The 16,806-nt window shown below is 52.2% G+C and carries 16 protein-coding genes; all 16 read left to right on the plus strand.

Translation table 11 applies throughout. The features are described from left to right. The first annotated feature begins 122 nt into the window (after positions 1-122). The 16 genes from VF260_11835 to VF260_11910 all read left to right on the plus strand — a co-directional run bounded on the left by VF260_11835 (position 123) and on the right by VF260_11910 (position 16,747). Positions 123-1,799: a ribonuclease J gene (locus VF260_11835; protein ID HEX7057867.1), complete on the plus strand. Its 1,677-nt coding sequence runs from the start codon at positions 123-125 to the stop codon at positions 1,797-1,799. A gap of 332 nt (positions 1,800-2,131) precedes the next feature. Then, positions 2,132-2,887 carry an ATP-dependent Clp protease proteolytic subunit gene (locus VF260_11840; protein HEX7057868.1) on the plus strand — a complete coding sequence of 252 codons (756 nt, stop codon included), beginning with the start codon at positions 2,132-2,134 and terminating at the stop codon, positions 2,885-2,887. Continuing rightward, positions 2,884-3,114 carry a YlzJ-like family protein gene (locus VF260_11845; GenBank protein ID HEX7057869.1) on the plus strand — a complete coding sequence of 77 codons (231 nt, stop codon included), beginning with the start codon at positions 2,884-2,886 and terminating at the stop codon, positions 3,112-3,114. The genes VF260_11840 and VF260_11845 overlap by 4 nt, the downstream gene beginning before the upstream one ends. 88 nt (positions 3,115-3,202) lie before the next feature. Then, positions 3,203-5,713, plus strand: coding sequence for a DNA translocase FtsK (locus VF260_11850; GenBank protein ID HEX7057870.1), 2,511 nt, complete (start codon positions 3,203-3,205; stop codon positions 5,711-5,713). Positions 5,714-5,801: 88 nt separating this feature from the next. Further along, a complete protein-coding gene (sleB, locus tag VF260_11855; GenBank protein ID HEX7057871.1) occupies positions 5,802-6,545 on the plus strand; it encodes a spore cortex-lytic enzyme in 744 nt (247 codons plus the stop codon). A 139-nt stretch (positions 6,546-6,684) separates the two neighbouring features. Beyond that, positions 6,685-7,998: an insulinase family protein gene (locus VF260_11860; protein HEX7057872.1), complete on the plus strand. Its 1,314-nt coding sequence runs from the start codon at positions 6,685-6,687 to the stop codon at positions 7,996-7,998. Beyond that, complete coding sequence (locus VF260_11865) at positions 7,979-9,265, plus strand: pitrilysin family protein (protein HEX7057873.1); 1,287 nt, start codon at positions 7,979-7,981, stop codon at positions 9,263-9,265. The genes VF260_11860 and VF260_11865 overlap by 20 nt, the downstream gene beginning before the upstream one ends. Continuing rightward, positions 9,262-10,011: a 3-oxoacyl-ACP reductase FabG gene (gene fabG / locus VF260_11870; GenBank protein HEX7057874.1), complete on the plus strand. Its 750-nt coding sequence runs from the start codon at positions 9,262-9,264 to the stop codon at positions 10,009-10,011. The genes VF260_11865 and fabG overlap by 4 nt, the downstream gene beginning before the upstream one ends. 64 nt (positions 10,012-10,075) lie before the next feature. Next, a complete protein-coding gene (locus tag VF260_11875) occupies positions 10,076-10,327 on the plus strand; it encodes a DUF3243 domain-containing protein (protein ID HEX7057875.1) in 252 nt (83 codons plus the stop codon). Between the two features lie 160 nt (positions 10,328-10,487). Further along, the gene (locus tag VF260_11880; GenBank protein HEX7057876.1) at positions 10,488-11,252 is read left to right on the plus strand and encodes a DUF3388 domain-containing protein; all 765 of its coding nucleotides are present in this window, start codon (positions 10,488-10,490) and stop codon (positions 11,250-11,252) included. A 56-nt stretch (positions 11,253-11,308) separates the two neighbouring features. Continuing rightward, positions 11,309-12,160, plus strand: a complete 852-nt coding sequence (locus tag VF260_11885) for a RodZ domain-containing protein (protein HEX7057877.1) — start codon at positions 11,309-11,311, stop codon at positions 12,158-12,160. Positions 12,161-12,216: 56 nt separating this feature from the next. Continuing rightward, positions 12,217-12,708, plus strand: a complete 492-nt coding sequence (locus VF260_11890) for a YajQ family cyclic di-GMP-binding protein (GenBank protein ID HEX7057878.1) — start codon at positions 12,217-12,219, stop codon at positions 12,706-12,708. Positions 12,709-12,933: 225 nt separating this feature from the next. After that, the gene (gene pgsA / locus VF260_11895; protein ID HEX7057879.1) at positions 12,934-13,530 is read left to right on the plus strand and encodes a CDP-diacylglycerol--glycerol-3-phosphate 3-phosphatidyltransferase; all 597 of its coding nucleotides are present in this window, start codon (positions 12,934-12,936) and stop codon (positions 13,528-13,530) included. A 4-nt stretch (positions 13,531-13,534) separates the two neighbouring features. Continuing rightward, entirely contained in the window at positions 13,535-14,782 is a 1,248-nt protein-coding gene (locus tag VF260_11900) for a competence/damage-inducible protein A (protein ID HEX7057880.1), read from the plus strand. 232 nt (positions 14,783-15,014) lie between these two features. Then, complete coding sequence (gene recA / locus VF260_11905; GenBank protein HEX7057881.1) at positions 15,015-16,052, plus strand: recombinase RecA; 1,038 nt, start codon at positions 15,015-15,017, stop codon at positions 16,050-16,052. Next, positions 16,049-16,747, plus strand: a complete 699-nt coding sequence (locus VF260_11910; GenBank protein HEX7057882.1) for a RecX family transcriptional regulator — start codon at positions 16,049-16,051, stop codon at positions 16,745-16,747. Before recA ends, VF260_11910 begins: the two co-directional genes overlap by 4 nt. Positions 16,748-16,806 lie beyond the last annotated feature (59 nt).

Consider the following 16,806-nt stretch of genomic DNA (forward strand, 5'->3'; position numbering starts at 1 on the left):
GCAAACGATTGGTTCGGGTTTTGCTTTTTAAGTCGTGGGGAATGTGCGGATATATTTCGTCTAACACTTCGATTCTGCAAACGTACGAAGCCGATATCGAAAAAATATAAGGAGGAAACCACTTGTCCAAAAAGAACGTGGAAAAGCTGTCCATTTTCGCCTTGGGCGGCGTAGGCGAAATTGGCAAAAACATGTATGTTATTCAGTATGCCAATGATATTGTTGTCGTTGATTCCGGCTTGAAATTTCCGGAAGAGGAAATGCTCGGCGTTGATATCGTAATCCCCGATATTACGTACTTGCTGGAAAATCGGGACAAAGTAAGGGGCATTTTACTAACTCACGGACACGAAGACCACATCGGCGGGTTGCCGTATGTGTTGAAAAGTTTGAATGTGCCGGTATATGGCACCAAATTAACGCTTGGCCTAGTTGAAAGTAAACTTAAGGAAGCGGGTTTGCTGGGCGAAACGAAGCGCATTTTGATTACGGCCGATTCGGTCGTTCAATTGGGCTGCATTACCGCAACGTTTTTCCGCACCAATCACAGCATACCGGACTCCGTCGGGATTTGTCTCGAGACGCCGGAGGGCATCGTCGTGCATACCGGCGACTTTAAATTTGATCATACGCCGGTGAATGACCAATTCGCCGATTTGCACAGGATGGGGGAAATCGGCAAAAGAGGCGTGCTGGCGCTGTTGTCCGACAGCACGAACGCGGAACGTCCGGGCTTTACCGGTTCGGAGCGAACGGTCGGCGCGGAACTGGAAGAAGTGTTCCGCAAAGCGAAACAGCGCGTTGTCGTCGCCACCTTCGCCTCAAACGTACACCGGATCCAACAGGTTGTCGAGGCGGCCGCATCCACGGGCAGAAAGCTGACCGTCGTTGGGCGCAGCATGGTGAATGTCGTTACCATCGCTTCCGAACTCGGGTACTTGCACATTCCCGACGGTATGCTGATCGAGCCGGAAGAAGTCAACAAACTCGCGTCTGACCGCGTCGTTATTTTATCAACCGGCAGCCAGGGCGAACCGATGTCCGCACTTACCCGCATGGCGCGCGCCACGCACAAAAAAGTGGACATTATGCCCGGCGATACCGTCGTAATCGCCGCCACCCCGATTCCCGGCAATGAAAAATATGTGGGCCGTACGGTCGACGAGCTTTTCCGGTTGGGCGCCAACGTGATTTATGGCCCCGGCACGGTTTCCGGCGTGCATGTTTCGGGCCATGGAAGCCAGGAAGAATTGAAGCTGATGCTGAACTTTATGCGCCCGCAATATTTTATTCCGATTCACGGCGAGTACCGGATGTTGCGCCAACATGCGCGGCTGGCCGAATCGGTCGGAGTGCCGCGGGAGAACATCTTTATTATCGACAACGGGGATATTGTCGAGATTCAGGACGGGGTTGCCCGCAAAGGCGCCAAAGTGCAAGCCGGCAACGTGCTGATTGACGGCCTTGGCGTAGGCGATGTCGGAAACATCGTGCTGAGAGACCGCAAACTGCTCTCGCAGGACGGCATCCTGGTTGTCGTCGTCACGCTGAGCAAGCAGGACGGCAATATTTTATCCGGCCCCGACATTATTTCCAGAGGATTTGTTTATGTCCGCGAATCGGAAGGCTTGCTGGAAGAAGCAAACCGCATCGTAACCATGACGATGAACAAGCTGATGAGCGAAAATGTAAACGAATGGGCTTTGCTTAAAACGCATGTAAAAGAAGCGTTGGGCAGATTTCTTTATGAACAAACGAGGAGACGCCCGATGATCTTGCCGATCATTATGGAAGTTTGAAAAAGGCTTCCCGAATTTCGCAAGCCGGTATTTTGCAGGTATACTGCGGCACCTCAACAACCTGGCCGTTCCGATCCGGAACGGCTTTCGCATACATATACTAAATAGTTGGATTTTATCCAACTATTTGATTCTGTTAGCCTATTCCATCAAGCATTAGAAGGATTTCATCCAATTAATTATAGGTAAACTGCCCCATTTTCGGGTTTACTTGCAGAAATAAGTGGACGAAATCCACTTATTTCCGTTTATACGGTAAATCCGAACGCCGCATAAATCGCTCCCGCCAACCCATACTATACTGGACTAAACATGACGGGAGGATAACGGATTTGGGCGAAAACACGTTTCACAACGAGGCGCCGCCGGCGCCGGTACAGGACGAAAATGCGAAAGCGCAATCTGTCGACGCGATCCAGCAATTGGGCCAAACGAGCACGCCGGCGACCGACTCCAACATCTACTGCCTGACGATTATCGGGCAGGTTGAAGGGCATGTGGTGCTGCCGCCGCAAAACAAGACGACGAAATACGAGCATTTGATTCCGCAGTTGGTGGCTGCCGAGCAAAACCAGAAAATCGAAGGCGTGTTGGTGATACTGAATACCGTAGGCGGAGATGTCGAGGCGGGCTTGGCAATAGCGGAGTTGATCGCTTCGCTGTCCAAGCCGACGGTTACGCTGGTGCTGGGCGGCGGGCACAGCATCGGTGTGCCGATCGCGGTTGCCGCGCAGCATTCCTTTATCGCCGAGACGGCGACGATGACGATTCATCCGATCCGTTTAAACGGCATGGTCATTGGTGTTCCGCAAACGTTTGAATACCTGGAAAAAATGCAGGAGCGTGTCAACCGTTTCGTGGTCAATCATTCGCGTATCAGCGAAGAGAAACTGAAAGAATTGATGTTCAAAACGGGCGAATTGGCCAGAGATATCGGAACGACGGTGGTCGGCGCGGATGCGGTGAAGTACGGTCTCATTGACGCAATCGGCGGTATCGGCGAGGCGATCGCCGAATTGAACCGCCGCATTGAAGCGGCACGAGGCGATAACCCAATCGGCAAAACCGCGGGAGGGATCGTCCAGTGATTTTGTATACGCCTGTCCCGGCGGAATATGTTTTTCCGCAAAAAAACGATGAGCAGAAACCGTTGCAGGAAATCCAGGTGAACGGCGTCATCATGCAGGTGGAGCCGCTCTCGGCAAAACAAGCGAAAATCGTCAGGCTGATCAGCCCGAACCCGTCCGATTTTTTGAACCCCCGGTATGCCCCGGGGCAAATCATCGACTTTGCGCCGGTTTTTCACAACCGATAAAACGGACTCCCGTATTACTGCCATATGCCTCTTTCCCCATGTAATGGAATCCAATCCTGTGATATAATGTTGGACGGGGGTGTGGGCATTGGCGCGAAAACGCAAAAAATCCGCGAAACGGCATGCCGTGTTGAAATATGAAGTATACGGCATCCTCATGATCGTACTCTCCGTTATCTCCGTCGCCGGAAAGGGCCTGCTGCCCGGACTGGGCACGGTTGGCCGCAGCCTTAGCTATATCAACTTCTTTTTGCTGGGCAGATGGTATTTTGTCATCCCGATGTTTTTTATTTTCCTCGGATTTTTAACGATGACCCGCAAAAAGATGTCTCCATTGTGGCGGTACCGGCTTTCCGGTACATTCGTGTTTATTTGGGCGCTTGCGATTTTTACCCATTTGCAGCTTATCGAGCTTATGTTTCCGAAAGGGAATATCGCTTACGCGCAATTGTTTGCCGAGCCTTTTGACAATTTGCGGCAGCTGCTCGCTTCATCCCGTACGGAACTGGATGTGCGCATGTTCAAACAAAACCTGGGCGGCGGCATGATCGGAGCGATTTCAACCGTACTATTCGTTTATTTGTTCGGATCCACGGGCACGAGCCTGATCGATTATGCCTTGTTCGCCATCGGATTCATCTACATAACCGGGCTTTCTTATGTTGAGCTTGGCGGAAAAATCAAGCGTGCGGCCGCTTTTTTGGCCGGTTTATTGCTAAACAAGTTGGCGGCGTTTATCAAGCTGTTCCGCATCAAGCAATCAGCTTTGCAAAAACAACGGGATATCCGCCGGCGCACGACGATTACGCTGGCAACAGACGAAGATTTGAACGAAGAGACGCTTAGACCCCGGCATGCGGGGAAGTCCGTTTTCGGGCTGTTGCGGGAATTGCTGGCAAAAGATCAAAGCGACCCGCCTGAGCAAACGGAAAACAGCGACGCGGCCGATGACGGCGAGAATGTGACACACATTGCGCCGGTTCTTGCTGAAGCGGATTCGCGCGCCGACGCGGAGGAGTCCGATCTGCCGCGATTTCACGACAGCGCGGCGTATGCGGAAACAGAGCGTTACGGCGCGATTCCGCGGCATCAAGCGCACGATCACGGCGCCGCAGATGCTTCGCTTGACGAGGAAGCGGACAAGGTGGAGTTTTCCGGATCAAAACCGGGAAGAGACACGACCTACACGCTGCCGCCGTTTCATTTGCTGAACAAACCCGCTCCGGGGAAAAGCGGCGAACAGTTTGACTTCAAAAGCAACGCCCGCAAGCTGGAAGCCACGTTGGAAAGCTTTGGCGTACGCACGAAAGTGCTGGATATTGTAAAAGGACCCGCGGTGACCCGTTACGAAATTCAACCCGATGTCGGCGTGAAAGTAAGCCGCATCGTCAATCTGGCGGACGATATCGCGCTGGCGCTGGCGGCAAAAGATTTGCGCATGGAAGCGCCGATTCCGGGGAAATCGGCGATCGGCATCGAGGTGCCGAACTCGGAAATCTCCATGGTAACGATACGCGAAGTAATGGAAAGCGCGGCGTTCAACGAAGCCGAGTCGAAGCTGTCGATCGTGTTGGGCCGGGATATTTCCGGTGTCACAATCGTCGCCAATCTGGCGAAAATGCCGCATTTGCTTGTGGCCGGCGCAACCGGATCCGGCAAATCGGTGTGCATCAACGGCATGATCACGAGCATCTTATACAAGGCGAAACCGGATGAAGTAAAGTTTCTCATGATCGATCCGAAGATGGTGGAATTGAACGTTTACAACGGTATTCCCCACCTGCTCGCCCCCGTTGTCACTGATCCGCGCCGCGCTTCGCTGGCATTGAAAAAAGTTGTGCAGGAGATGGAAAAGCGCTACGAGCTGTTTTCCAAAACGGGTACGCGCAACATGGAAGGTTACAATGCGATCGCGGCGGAAATAGGGGAAGAAACGCTCCCGTATATTGTCGTCATCGTCGATGAATTGGCGGATTTGATGATGGTTGCGGCAAACGACGTGGAAGACGCCATCTGCCGCCTGGCGCAAATGGCGCGCGCCGCCGGCATTCATCTGATTATCGCCACCCAGCGTCCGTCCGTCGACGTCATCACCGGATTGATCAAAGCCAACATCCCTTCGCGTATCGCCTTCGGTGTTTCTTCGCAAGTGGATTCCCGCACAATACTGGATACGGCGGGCGCGGAAAAACTGCTGGGCAGAGGGGACATGTTGTTTTTGCCCGTTGGCGCGTCCAAGCCAATTCGCGTGCAAGGGGCGTTCGTATCGGATCACGAAGTGGAAGCGGTCGTGCAATTTGTCCGTTCGCAGGAACAAGCCTCTTATCGGGAAGAAATGGTGCCCGAGGTCGAGGAAACGGCGGAAGAGGCGCACGAACCGTTGGATGAATTGTTTAACCAGGCGGTGCAAATTGTGCTGGAAGCCAGACAAGCCTCCGTTTCGCTGTTGCAGCGCAGGCTGCGCATCGGCTATACACGGGCTGCCCGTTTGATCGACGCGATGGAAGCCTCCGGCATTGTGGGCCCCTATGAAGGGAGCAAACCACGAGAAGTGTTGATGACGCTGGAGCAATTTCAACGGGGAAGAATGAGTTCATAACGAATGCATATTGCCGTCCGGCTTTTCTCATAATATTGTCGAATTCCCTTATTAAAGCGAGTTCAGACAGAGAAAGGTTGGACAAAACATGCATAAACGGCTTGTTTGGATTACCGCAGCCATCATCTTGGTACTGCTTGGCGTTATGCAAATGAAAGCTTCGCTGCACGATGCAGGAGCATTCAGTCATACAACTCTCAAATACGGCTCAACGGGCGCGGATGTCCGGGAACTGCAAGGCCGGTTGCAGCATTTGGGGTATTACCGCGGGGATATCGACGGCGATTTTGGCTATGCCACTTTGCAGGCGGTCAAAACCTTTCAATGGAAATTCGGCATGAAGGTGGACGGCATTGTCGGCGCCAAAACCAAACTGAAATTGTGGAAGGCGACCAAAAACTGGCGGCCAGGCGCGGATATGGCGCGAGCGCAAGCGGCCGGCGGCCGGATGCTGGGAAACAGCAATTCGTTCGGTTTATCCGCCAATGATATGCGGATTATGGCCAACGCGGTGTACGGCGAGTCGCGCGGGGAACCGTTTTTGGGGCAGGTAGCGGTGGCGGCGGTCATTTTAAACCGGGTCAAATCACCCAAATTCCCCAACACGGTGCATGGCGTTATCTTTCAGCCCGGCGCTTTTACAGCCGTCTCGGACGGGCAAATATGGCTTACCCCCAACGAAACGTCGAGGCGGGCGGTGGAACTGGCGCTGCGCGGATTTGACCCGACCGGCGGCAGCATCTATTATTTCAATCCGGCAACGGCGACTTCCGGATGGATTTGGAGCAGACCGCAAGTGAAAAAAATCGGGAAGCATATTTTTTGCAAATAACGATAGATTGGAAAGCGGGTTCCCGGATGTGCCGGCGACCCGCTTTTTCGCTCAGGATTGGGAAAAAACGGCGAATCGTTTATAATGGTATAAGACTGTTTACGGAAAAGAAAGAGCACAATACGGGAGGAGAATCATCTTGCGGCCATTTCGTTTCGAGCGCGGCGCCGTCAGGCAAATCCGCATCCATGTGCTGCCGACCAGCCGCTTTAAAACTTTCGCGATCGCTTTGTTTATCGGCACGCCGCTTACGGAACTTAACGTTACGGCGACAGCGCTCATTCCGCATGTGCTGCGCCGGGGCAATGCGCTGTACCCCGAGACCAAGGCGTTCCGCGAACGGCTGGACGATCTGTACGGAGCCGGGTTCGGCTTTGATGTTTTTAAACGCGGCGACATGCAAGTCGTGCAATTTCGCATGGATGTAATCCATGACGCGTTTGTCGGCGGGGAAAAACGCCTGTTGGCGGAAGCGCTGGAATTTTTGGGCGCGACTGTTTGCCGACCCGCCGAGGAAAACGGACGCTTTATCACCAAATATGTTAAGGCGGAAAAAACGACGCTGCAAAACCGGCTCAGGGCGATCGTCAATGACAAAGCCCGGTACGCCGCGGAACGCTGCATCGCGGAAATGTTCGCAGGCCAGCCCTTTGGCTTAAGCGCGTACGGCAGAAGTACCGATTTGCCGGAAATGGACGCCGCTTCATTGTTTGCCCATTATTCGGATTTGCTTGAACATGCGGCCATGGATTTGTATGTCGTGGGTAATGTCGATCCGGAACAAGTAAGCAGCCTTGTCGAAAAATACTTTTGCCTGAAAAAATCATCGCCTGTAGGCTATGCGACGAATCCGGCGCATGCTGCGCGGCCGCAAATCAAAAAGGTGGTCGAAGAGATGGCGGTTACCCAGGGCAAATTGAATCTGGGACTTATCACGGGGATAACTTACGGAGATAAGCTGTACGTTCCGGCGCTTATGTACAACGGAATTTTGGGCGCGTATCCGCATTCCAAGCTGTTTCAAAACGTGCGGGAAAAAGCAAGCCTCGCCTATTACGCGGCTTCGCGCCTCGACGCCCATAAAGGGATCATGAACATTTTTTCCGGCATCGAGGTCCGCAATTACAAACAGGCTTTGCAAATTATCCGCGAGCAGCTGGCGGCAATGGAAGCGGGCGAGATCAGCGAAACGGAAATCAGCCAAACGCGGGCTATGCTGACAAATGCGCTGCGGGAAATTTGCGATTCCGCCTATGAAATGATCTCGTTCGACTTTAACAACCGCGTGGCGCATGTTGAGCGGAGCGTTCCGGAACTGCTCGACAGGCTGGCCGGCGTAACCGCCGCCGCTATCCAACAAGCGGCGCAGCAAGTGCGATTGGATACGGTTTATTTTTTGCGGGACGATCAAAAGGCGCAAGGAGGGAAGAACGTTGCAGAAACTTCCGTATGAACGCCTGCAAGAAACGTTATATTCCGAAACGTTGGCCAACGGGCTGACCGTGTATGTACTCCCGAAGCCGGGGTTCCAAAAAACGTACGCGACGTTTTCCGCCAAATTCGGCTCCATCGACAACCATTTTCAATCCGGCAATAAAGCAGCGTCCCGCGTGCCGGACGGAATCGCCCACTTCTTGGAACATAAACTGTTTGCCGAACCGACCGGGGACGTCTTCGCCACTTTTTCTGCGCAAGGCGCCGCCGCCAATGCGTTTACCAGCTTCGACCGGACGACTTATCTGTTTTCCGCAACCGGCAATATTGCAAAGAATCTGCAAACACTGCTTGATTTTGTGCAAAATCCGTATTTCACCGATGAAAATGTGGAAAAAGAAAAAGGGATTATCGGCCAGGAAATCAACATGTACCGGGATAATCCGGATTGGCGCAATTATTACGGCCTGGTTAAAGCGTTGTATCAGCAGCATCCGATCCGCATCGACATAGCCGGTTCGCTCGATTCGATCGCCAGCATCGACAAACAACTGCTATACGATTGCTACCACACGTTTTACCATCCCGCCAACATGCAACTGTTCATCGTCGGCGGCGTGGATGCCGCAGAGATCATCGAGCTCGTCAAAAAAAATCAGGAACGAAAGACTTTCGCCGCCGCGGAGAAGATCAACCGATATTTCCCGCAAGAGCCGGCAAACGTAAAGACGCGGGAAATTGTCGTACAATTGCCCGTCTCGCTGCCGAAATGTTTGCTCGGCATCAAGGAAGAGCCGCTTGCCGGCAATGGAAGCGATTTGTTAAAGCGGGAATGCGAAATGAAAGTGCTGCTGGATATGCTGTTTGGCGGAAGCTCCAGACTTTACCAGGAACTGTATGAAGACAATCTGATTTCCGATCAATTCGGTTACGAATACCAGTGCGCGCCGGGTTACGCATTCTCGGCTGTCGGCGGCGAAACGCGCGATCCGCATCTGTTGGTGGAACGAATCAAGGAACGGGTCGATCAATTAAAAGAAAGCGGCCTCAAAGAAAGCGATTTTGAACGCAACCGCAAAAAACGAATCGGCCATTTTTTGCGGTTGCTGAATTCGCCGGAAGCGATTGCCCATGAATTCACCAAGTACCGTTTTCGCGGCGCCGATCTGTTTGCCATGCTGTCGATTTATGAAAACATGCGGTTTGCCGACGTAACAAAACGGCTTAAACGGCATTTCGATTGGGATCGCCTCGCGGTTTCGATTGTGCGGGGCGATGCTACATGAACAAACCGTTTTCCCAAATGAATGTGCTGGTCACTGGAGCGAGCAAAGGAATCGGCGCGGCGATTGCGCGCCGGTTCGCCGTTGCCGGAATGAATGTCGTGATCCATTATTTGCATTCGCATGAAGCGGCCAATGAAGTGGCGCGCGATTGCCTTGCGTTCAACTGCAACGTATTGACGGTTGCCGCGGATATACGCTCCCGCGAGCAGATCATGCGCATGCGCGACAAATTGGCGGAACACGGCATGATGCCCGACATTTTGATCAACAATGCCGGCATTTCCCATTACGGTTTGCTGACCGACGTGACCGAAGCCGAATGGGACGATGTGATGAACGTCAATTTGAAAGGCCTGTTTCTTTGCACGCAAACGTTTTTGCCCGGCATGATCGCCCAAAAGTACGGCCGAATTGTCAACGTGTCCTCCATTTGGGGGATTACGGGAGGAGCGTGCGAAGTGGTGTATTCGACGACCAAGGGCGGAATCAATGCGTTCACCAAAGCGTTAGCCAAGGAACTGGCGCCTTCGGACATTACCGTAAACGCCGTCGCGCCGGGAGTTGTCGATACGGATATGTTAAAAACGTTTGACAGCGCGGAAAAACAGCTGTTGGCGGAAAAAATTCCGGCGGGCAGATTCGCGCAGCCGGAAGAAATCGCTTCACTGGTCTATTTTTTGTCATTGCCTGAATCCGGTTACATTACCGGACAAATTATCAGTCCGAACGGGGGCTGGCTCACCTGAATAACATCACCGTTACAAGCGGATATTAATATTGCGATTCATCAAAATTCAAGGAGGGATACTGATGGCCACGGTGTTGGAGACCTTCGACAAATGGAAGTCGTTCCTTAAAGAGCGGGTGAATGCCGCGCAAAACAAAGGGATGAGTGAAGATACAATCACAAATCTTGCCACGGAAATCGGCGATTTCTTAAGCAACCATGTCGACCCGGAAAATAAAGAACAGCGGCTGCTGAAAGAATTGTGGGACGTTGCCGATGCCACCGAGCAGAAAACAATAGCCCGTCTGATGATCAAACTGGTTGAGAAAAAATAACAAAATAGCCTCCGCCATGGAGGCTTTTTCATTTGCATTTTGGTTATGTTATACTAGATGGCAGGAAGGACTCGGCAAACGGATGTAGAAGTCTAATGAAGGAAGAGCAGTAGATACGCGCCCTTTTGACCATTTTATGGTTTTTTTACAGGTGAATTGCATGAAGCAAAAGCGGTGGTACATGGAATATCGGATCGCCCGCAATCGCCCCGGTTTATTAGGCGATATCGCATCGCTGATGGGGATGTTGAAAATCAACATTTTAACGATCAACGGAGTGGAAGACCGCACCCGCGGCATGCTGCTGCAATCGGATAATCCGGAAAAAATCCGCTTGTTGGGCGAAATGCTGCAGATGGTTCAAGATATTACGGTTACCAAATTGCGCGAGCCAAAGCTTGTCGATATCGTAGCGATGCGGCATGGGCGGTTTGTCGAACGTGATTTGGACGACCGCAGAACATTCCGGTTTGTGCGCGCGGAATTGGGAATGCTGGTGGACTTTTTGGGGGAAATATGCAAGCGTGACGGCCACCAGGTGATTGGGCTAAGAGGGATGCCGCGCGTCGGCAAAACCGAATCGATTATCGCCGGCAGCGTCAGCGCAAGCAAGCGTTGGATATTCGTCTCTTCAACGTTGTTGCGGCAAACGGTGCGCAGCCAACTAACGGAAGAGGAAATGAATCCGGATCATATTTTTATCATCGACGGCATCGTCAGCACGACCCGTTCAAACGAAAAGCATGATCATCTGCTGAAGCAAATCATGGAAATGCCCGCCACGAAAATTATTGAACACCCCGACATGTTTGTGCGCGAGTCCGGGTATGATTATCGTATATTTGACTGTATGATTGAATTGCGAAACGCTCCGGAAGAAATCATCGATTATGACGCCATAACGAACAATTTGGAGGCTTTTTGACTGGTCGGGCCGTCCCGGAACATTCACACATCAAACAATTCCTAGGAGGAAAATGAATGTCGGACCTGGGTAATTTGTTGCGGAAGGCAAGGTTGGAAAAAGGAATTACGCTTGACGAGCTGCAGGAAATGACGAAGATCCGCAAACGGTATCTGGAAGCGATCGAAGAAGGCCAATTTTCGGTGCTGCCCGGCAATTTTTACGCGCGCGCGTTTGTCAAAAGCTATGCCGAAGCTGTCGAGTTGAATGTTGACGAAGTGCTGCGCCTGTTAAGCGGAGAAATTCCCGCGCCGCAGCAGGAAACCCATACCGAGCATCTGCATCGCGCCAAACGCCGTTCCGTAAGTTCGGAAACATGGAGCAAATGGACATCGTTTGCCATCGCCATCGCTTTTCCCATCCTGATCTTTGCGGTCATCTATTATTTCTTTTTTTATAACGCCGAACCGAAGCACAATGCGGACAACGGCAATCCTTTAACCACGGAGACGGAAATCATCGACGCTACGCCGACGCCGACGCTTACGCCGACAGCCGCAGGCACGCCGACGCCAACGCCGACGCCGGAACAAACCGAATTTCAATTATTGAAAACCGACGAAGCGACCAATACGGAATTTTACGAGATTGTAGCAAGCAAGCTGGACATTGTCTTAACGCTTACCGGCGAGGAATGCTGGGTGGGGTTGAACAAGGACAACAGTCACGGCGAAGTGTTGCAGCAGATAAAATTGCAAAAAGGCGGAAAAGAGTTTGCGGAATGGACGGTTGACAATACGACAGCCAACGCGTTTTATTTGAATATCGGCAATCCCAGATCGATCGAAGTGACGATCAACGGCAAGAAAATGGATATGGGAACGAATCCGAGCTTCCCGAAACGATTCCAAATGACCTTGCGCCCGTAACCGTTTTCAAAGATTGGGATGAAAAACTAAGAAACTGGTTAAGGAGGAAGCCGACCATGGCGGCGGAAAATTCGTTTGATATTGTGTCCAGGCTGGACATGCAGGAATTGCAAAATGCCATTGCGCAAGCGGAAAAGGAAATCGCCAACCGCTTTGATTTTAAAGGCAGCAAAAGCAGCATTACGCTGGATAAAGAGGCGTTGGTGATCGTTTCCGATGATGAATATAAGCTGGGTAGCGTGATCGATATTTTGCAATCCAAAATGATCAAGCGGGGCCTCTCGCTGAAAGCGTTGGAATATGGAAAAATCGAGCCGGCGGCGGGCAAAACGGTGCGCCAACGGGTGAATTTGAAACAAGGTTTGGACCAAACGACCGCCAAAAAGATCAACGAGTTGATCAGAGACAGCAAACTGAAAGTGAAAAGCCAAACGCAGAAAGACCAAATACGGGTTTCCGGCAAAAGCAAAGACGATTTGCAAAAAGTGATGCAACTGCTAAAGTCGCAAGATTTGCCGGCGGACTTGCAATTTGTAAATTTTCGCTGAATGGCCGCGTTATTCGTTGCAAAACCTCTTTTCCAAGCGGAAAATTCGCTTGGCCAAAAGGGGTTTTGTTTTTTTGACACTCCCTTTTCCGATGGTTTATACTTGATGCAGCATCCCGGTTTTCTAGCAGCCGTCTGGCGGCCGGATAAGAAAATATCATATTGGAGAAGTGATTCAGGTGCTGGCGAATCGTTTTTGTGCGCGTCTTTTCGGGGGTGAAGCGGCATGAATCTGGCCAACCGCATTACGTTGGCAAGAATTTTTCTCGTTCCGATCATCATGCTGTTTTTATTGGTGAAAATCGACTTGCCCCCCATCCATATTCCGGAAATAAACGGCACCGATTTTTCGATAACCTATAATCAAATTATCGCTTGCCTTATTTTTATTATTGCCGCCAGTACGGACAGTCTGGACGGCTATATCGCCCGCAAGCATAAACTGGTGACGAATTTGGGCAAACTGCTGGATCCGCTTGCCGACAAATTGCTGATAGCGACCGTGTTGGTCTCGCTTGTCGAAATGGACAAGCTGGACGCCTGGATCGCCATCGTCATTATCAGCCGAGAGTTTGCGGTGACGGCGTTGCGCCAGGTGGCGCTATTGGAAGGCGTGGTGATACCGGCAAGCAAATGGGGAAAATGGAAAACGGCCACGCAGATCGTCGCGATCATCGCGTTGTTGATCAATAATTTTCCGTTTCTGTATATCGGGATTCCGTTCGATTTGATTGCGGCTTGGGTAGCCGCGGCAATTACGATTTATTCCGGCATCGATTACTTTATCAAAGCGAAAGATGTAATTAATTTGACGGGAGCATAAGCGCATGAAAGCTGAAGTAATCGCGGTCGGAACCGAGCTGTTAATGGGGCAGATTGCCAATACCAACGCGAAATATTTGGCGGAACGGTTGGCGGCGCTCGGCATTGACCATCATTTTCAAACTGTAGTGGGAGACAATCGAAAGCGCGTCAAGGAAGCGTTGGCAATTGCCGTTAAACGGGCGGATTTGCTCATCCTGACCGGCGGTTTGGGACCGACCGAGGATGACTTGACGCGGGAAGCGGTGGCTGATTTTTTGGGAAGGGATGTGGAGATCGACACGGCCGCCGAAGAGCGGATTGTCCAGTATTTTCGCAGGCAGAACAGGCAAATGACGGCCAACAATTTGCGGCAAGCGGAAATTATTGCCGGCGCACGGCCGCTGCCGAACGACAACGGGCTGGCCGTGGGATCGGCACTGTCGGACGGGGATCGGCATTATTTGCTGCTGCCCGGCCCGCCGCGCGAGCTTATCCCGATGTTCGCCCATTATGCGGAGCCATGGCTGCGCTCGCTTATTCCCGATACGGCGCCGCTTTTTTCCGTGATCATCAAGTTTGCCGGAATCGGTGAATCAGCATTGGTGGAACAAATTGCCGATCTCATTTCCGAACAGACCGATCCTTCGATCGCGCCGTACGCGAAGGACGGGGAAGTCGCATTGCGATTGACGACCCGCGCGGAAAGCAAGCGGCAAGCCGATGCCGCGTTTGCGCCGATCATTGCCGAACTGGAAAAACGGCTGGGCAACTTTTTATATGCAAAAGCGGATATTCCGCTCGAGCAGGCGGTCGTTGACGAATACGCAAGCATGGGGCTGACATTGGCCGTCGCGGAAAGCTGCACCGGCGGCATGATAGGCGAACTGATTACATCCGTGCCCGGAAGTTCGGCTGTTTTTGCCGGAGGTTTCATTACCTACTCCAATGAATGGAAGCATAAGTGGCTGCATGTTCCGTTATCGCTGCTGGAAGGCGAGGGCGCTCCCGGAGCGGTGAGCGGCGAAACGGCGGCGAGCATGGTCGAAGGCTTGCTGGCTTCGACGGACGCTAAAATCGGTGTCGCCGTCACCGGCGTGGCGGGACCTGCGCATTCCGAGCGCAAGCCCGTCGGTCTGGTGTATATCGCGATCGCCAAACGGGGGGCGCCGGCGCGTGTCGAGGAATGCAGGTTCGGCGGGAACCGCGAAGGCATTCGTATACGCGCGGCCAAGCGGGCGTTATATTTGTTGTGGCAGGCTGCCAGGGAATAAGAACCGGAAAAAACGATTGCCTGAATCTGGAATCGCGTGTATAATAATATGTACGGAAGCACCGTATCGGCAAATTTTTTGTTGCATGCGGTGTTTTTTGGTGGCCAAAAAAACGAATGTATGTTCGAAAAAGTGCTTGGCAACACCGGCAAAAAACGTTATCATATACCTGAGACAATCACGCGATTATCCGGGTATTGGAACGGGATCAATGAAAAGGGATGTGAAGAAATTGACAGATCGACGCGCTGCACTGGAAATGGCGCTACGCCAAATCGAGAAACAATTCGGCAAAGGTTCTATCATGAAACTGGGGGAAAACGCCCATATGCAGGTTGAGACCGTTCCGAGCGGTTCGCTTGCCCTTGATATCGCGCTGGGTACCGGCGGGTTGCCGCGCGGAAGAATCATTGAAATTTACGGACCGGAATCATCCGGCAAGACGACCGTTGCGCTGCACGCGATCGCCGAAGTGCAAAAAAGAGGCGGCCAAGCCGCTTTTATTGATGCGGAACATGCGCTTGATCCGCTGTATTCCAAAAATCTGGGCGTCAACATCGACGAATTGCTGCTGTCGCAGCCGGACACCGGCGAGCAAGCGTTGGAAATTGCCGAAGCGCTTGTCAGAAGCGGAGCGGTCGATATCATCGTCATCGACTCCGTCGCGGCGCTCGTGCCCAAAGCGGAAATCGAAGGCGAAATGGGCGATTCGCATGTCGGTTTGCAGGCGCGGCTCATGTCGCAAGCATTGCGCAAACTTTCCGGGGCCATCAGCAAATCGAAAACAATCGCCATCTTTATTAACCAGCTTCGCGAAAAAGTCGGCGTCATGTTCGGCAATCCGGAAACGACACCAGGCGGCCGTGCGCTCAAGTTTTATTCCTCTGTCCGGCTGGATGTGCGGCGAGTGGAGTCGATCAAACAAGGCAATGATGTGGTAGGCAACCGCACGCGCATTAAAGTCGTGAAAAATAAAGTCGCGCCGCCGTTTAAACAGGCGGATATCGATATCATGTACGGCGAAGGGATATCCAGGGAAGGCAGCATCATCGACATTGGCACGGAGCTCGATATTGTGGAAAAGAGCGGCGCCTGGTATTCATTTGACGGCGAACGGCTCGGACAAGGTCGGGAAAACGCCAAGCAATATTTGAAAGATAACCCGCAAATTGCCGATACAATCGAACAAAAGATTCGCGAGGCGAGCCAGTTGTCCGCAATGTCGAAAAGTTTGGCGGATGCGGACGACGATGCGGCCATGCCGGAATGATGGCTCATCACGAGCAAATTCAGATTTTGCGGATTGAACGGCTTAAGGCGCGGCAATACTTGATTATGGCCGATGATGGGCAATCGTTCACGATACATGAAGATTTGCTTGTCCGCTTTGGGTTAAGCAAAGGAAAACTGCTTTCGCGCGAGCAAATCGAACAGTTACTATCTGAAAATTCGGCACATGCCGCGTATCGGCTGGCGCTGCGGTTTATCGGCATAAGACAGCGGAGCGCCCGGGAAGTCCGCAAAAAACTGACGGAAAAACAATACACAACCGCCATCATCGATCAGGTGATCGCCAAACTGACGGGGCAAGGTTTTCTCAATGACCGCGCCTATGCGGAAAATGTAAGCGAACAGCGCATGCTCGTGCAAAAAAAAGGGCGCAGATGGGTCGCGAACGAACTGCGGCAAAAAGGCGTCGGCAACGCGCTGATTCAGGAAGCGTTAAATAAAATCGACGCGGAATCCGAATATCGCGCGGCTTTGCTGCTGGCAGAGAAAAAGTGGCGCATGAGCAGCGGGGACAACCGCAAAAAGGCGGAAAAAACCGCGGGGTTTTTGCTGCGGCGCGGTTATAGCGGCAGTATTGTCGCGCGCGCATTGCGGGAAATCCGCGGCAGCATGTCGGAAAATGATGATGACGGGCTAACCGAAGAAGCCTTTACGGACATGTTCCCCGAAGACTAAATGACGCTGCGGCGTGCCGAAAAGCAGATTTTCTTGACAACAACATTTTTGTACGGATA

The organism is Bacilli bacterium (assembly GCA_036381315.1).
GTDB lineage: Bacteria > Bacillota > Bacilli > Paenibacillales > KCTC-25726 > DASVDB01.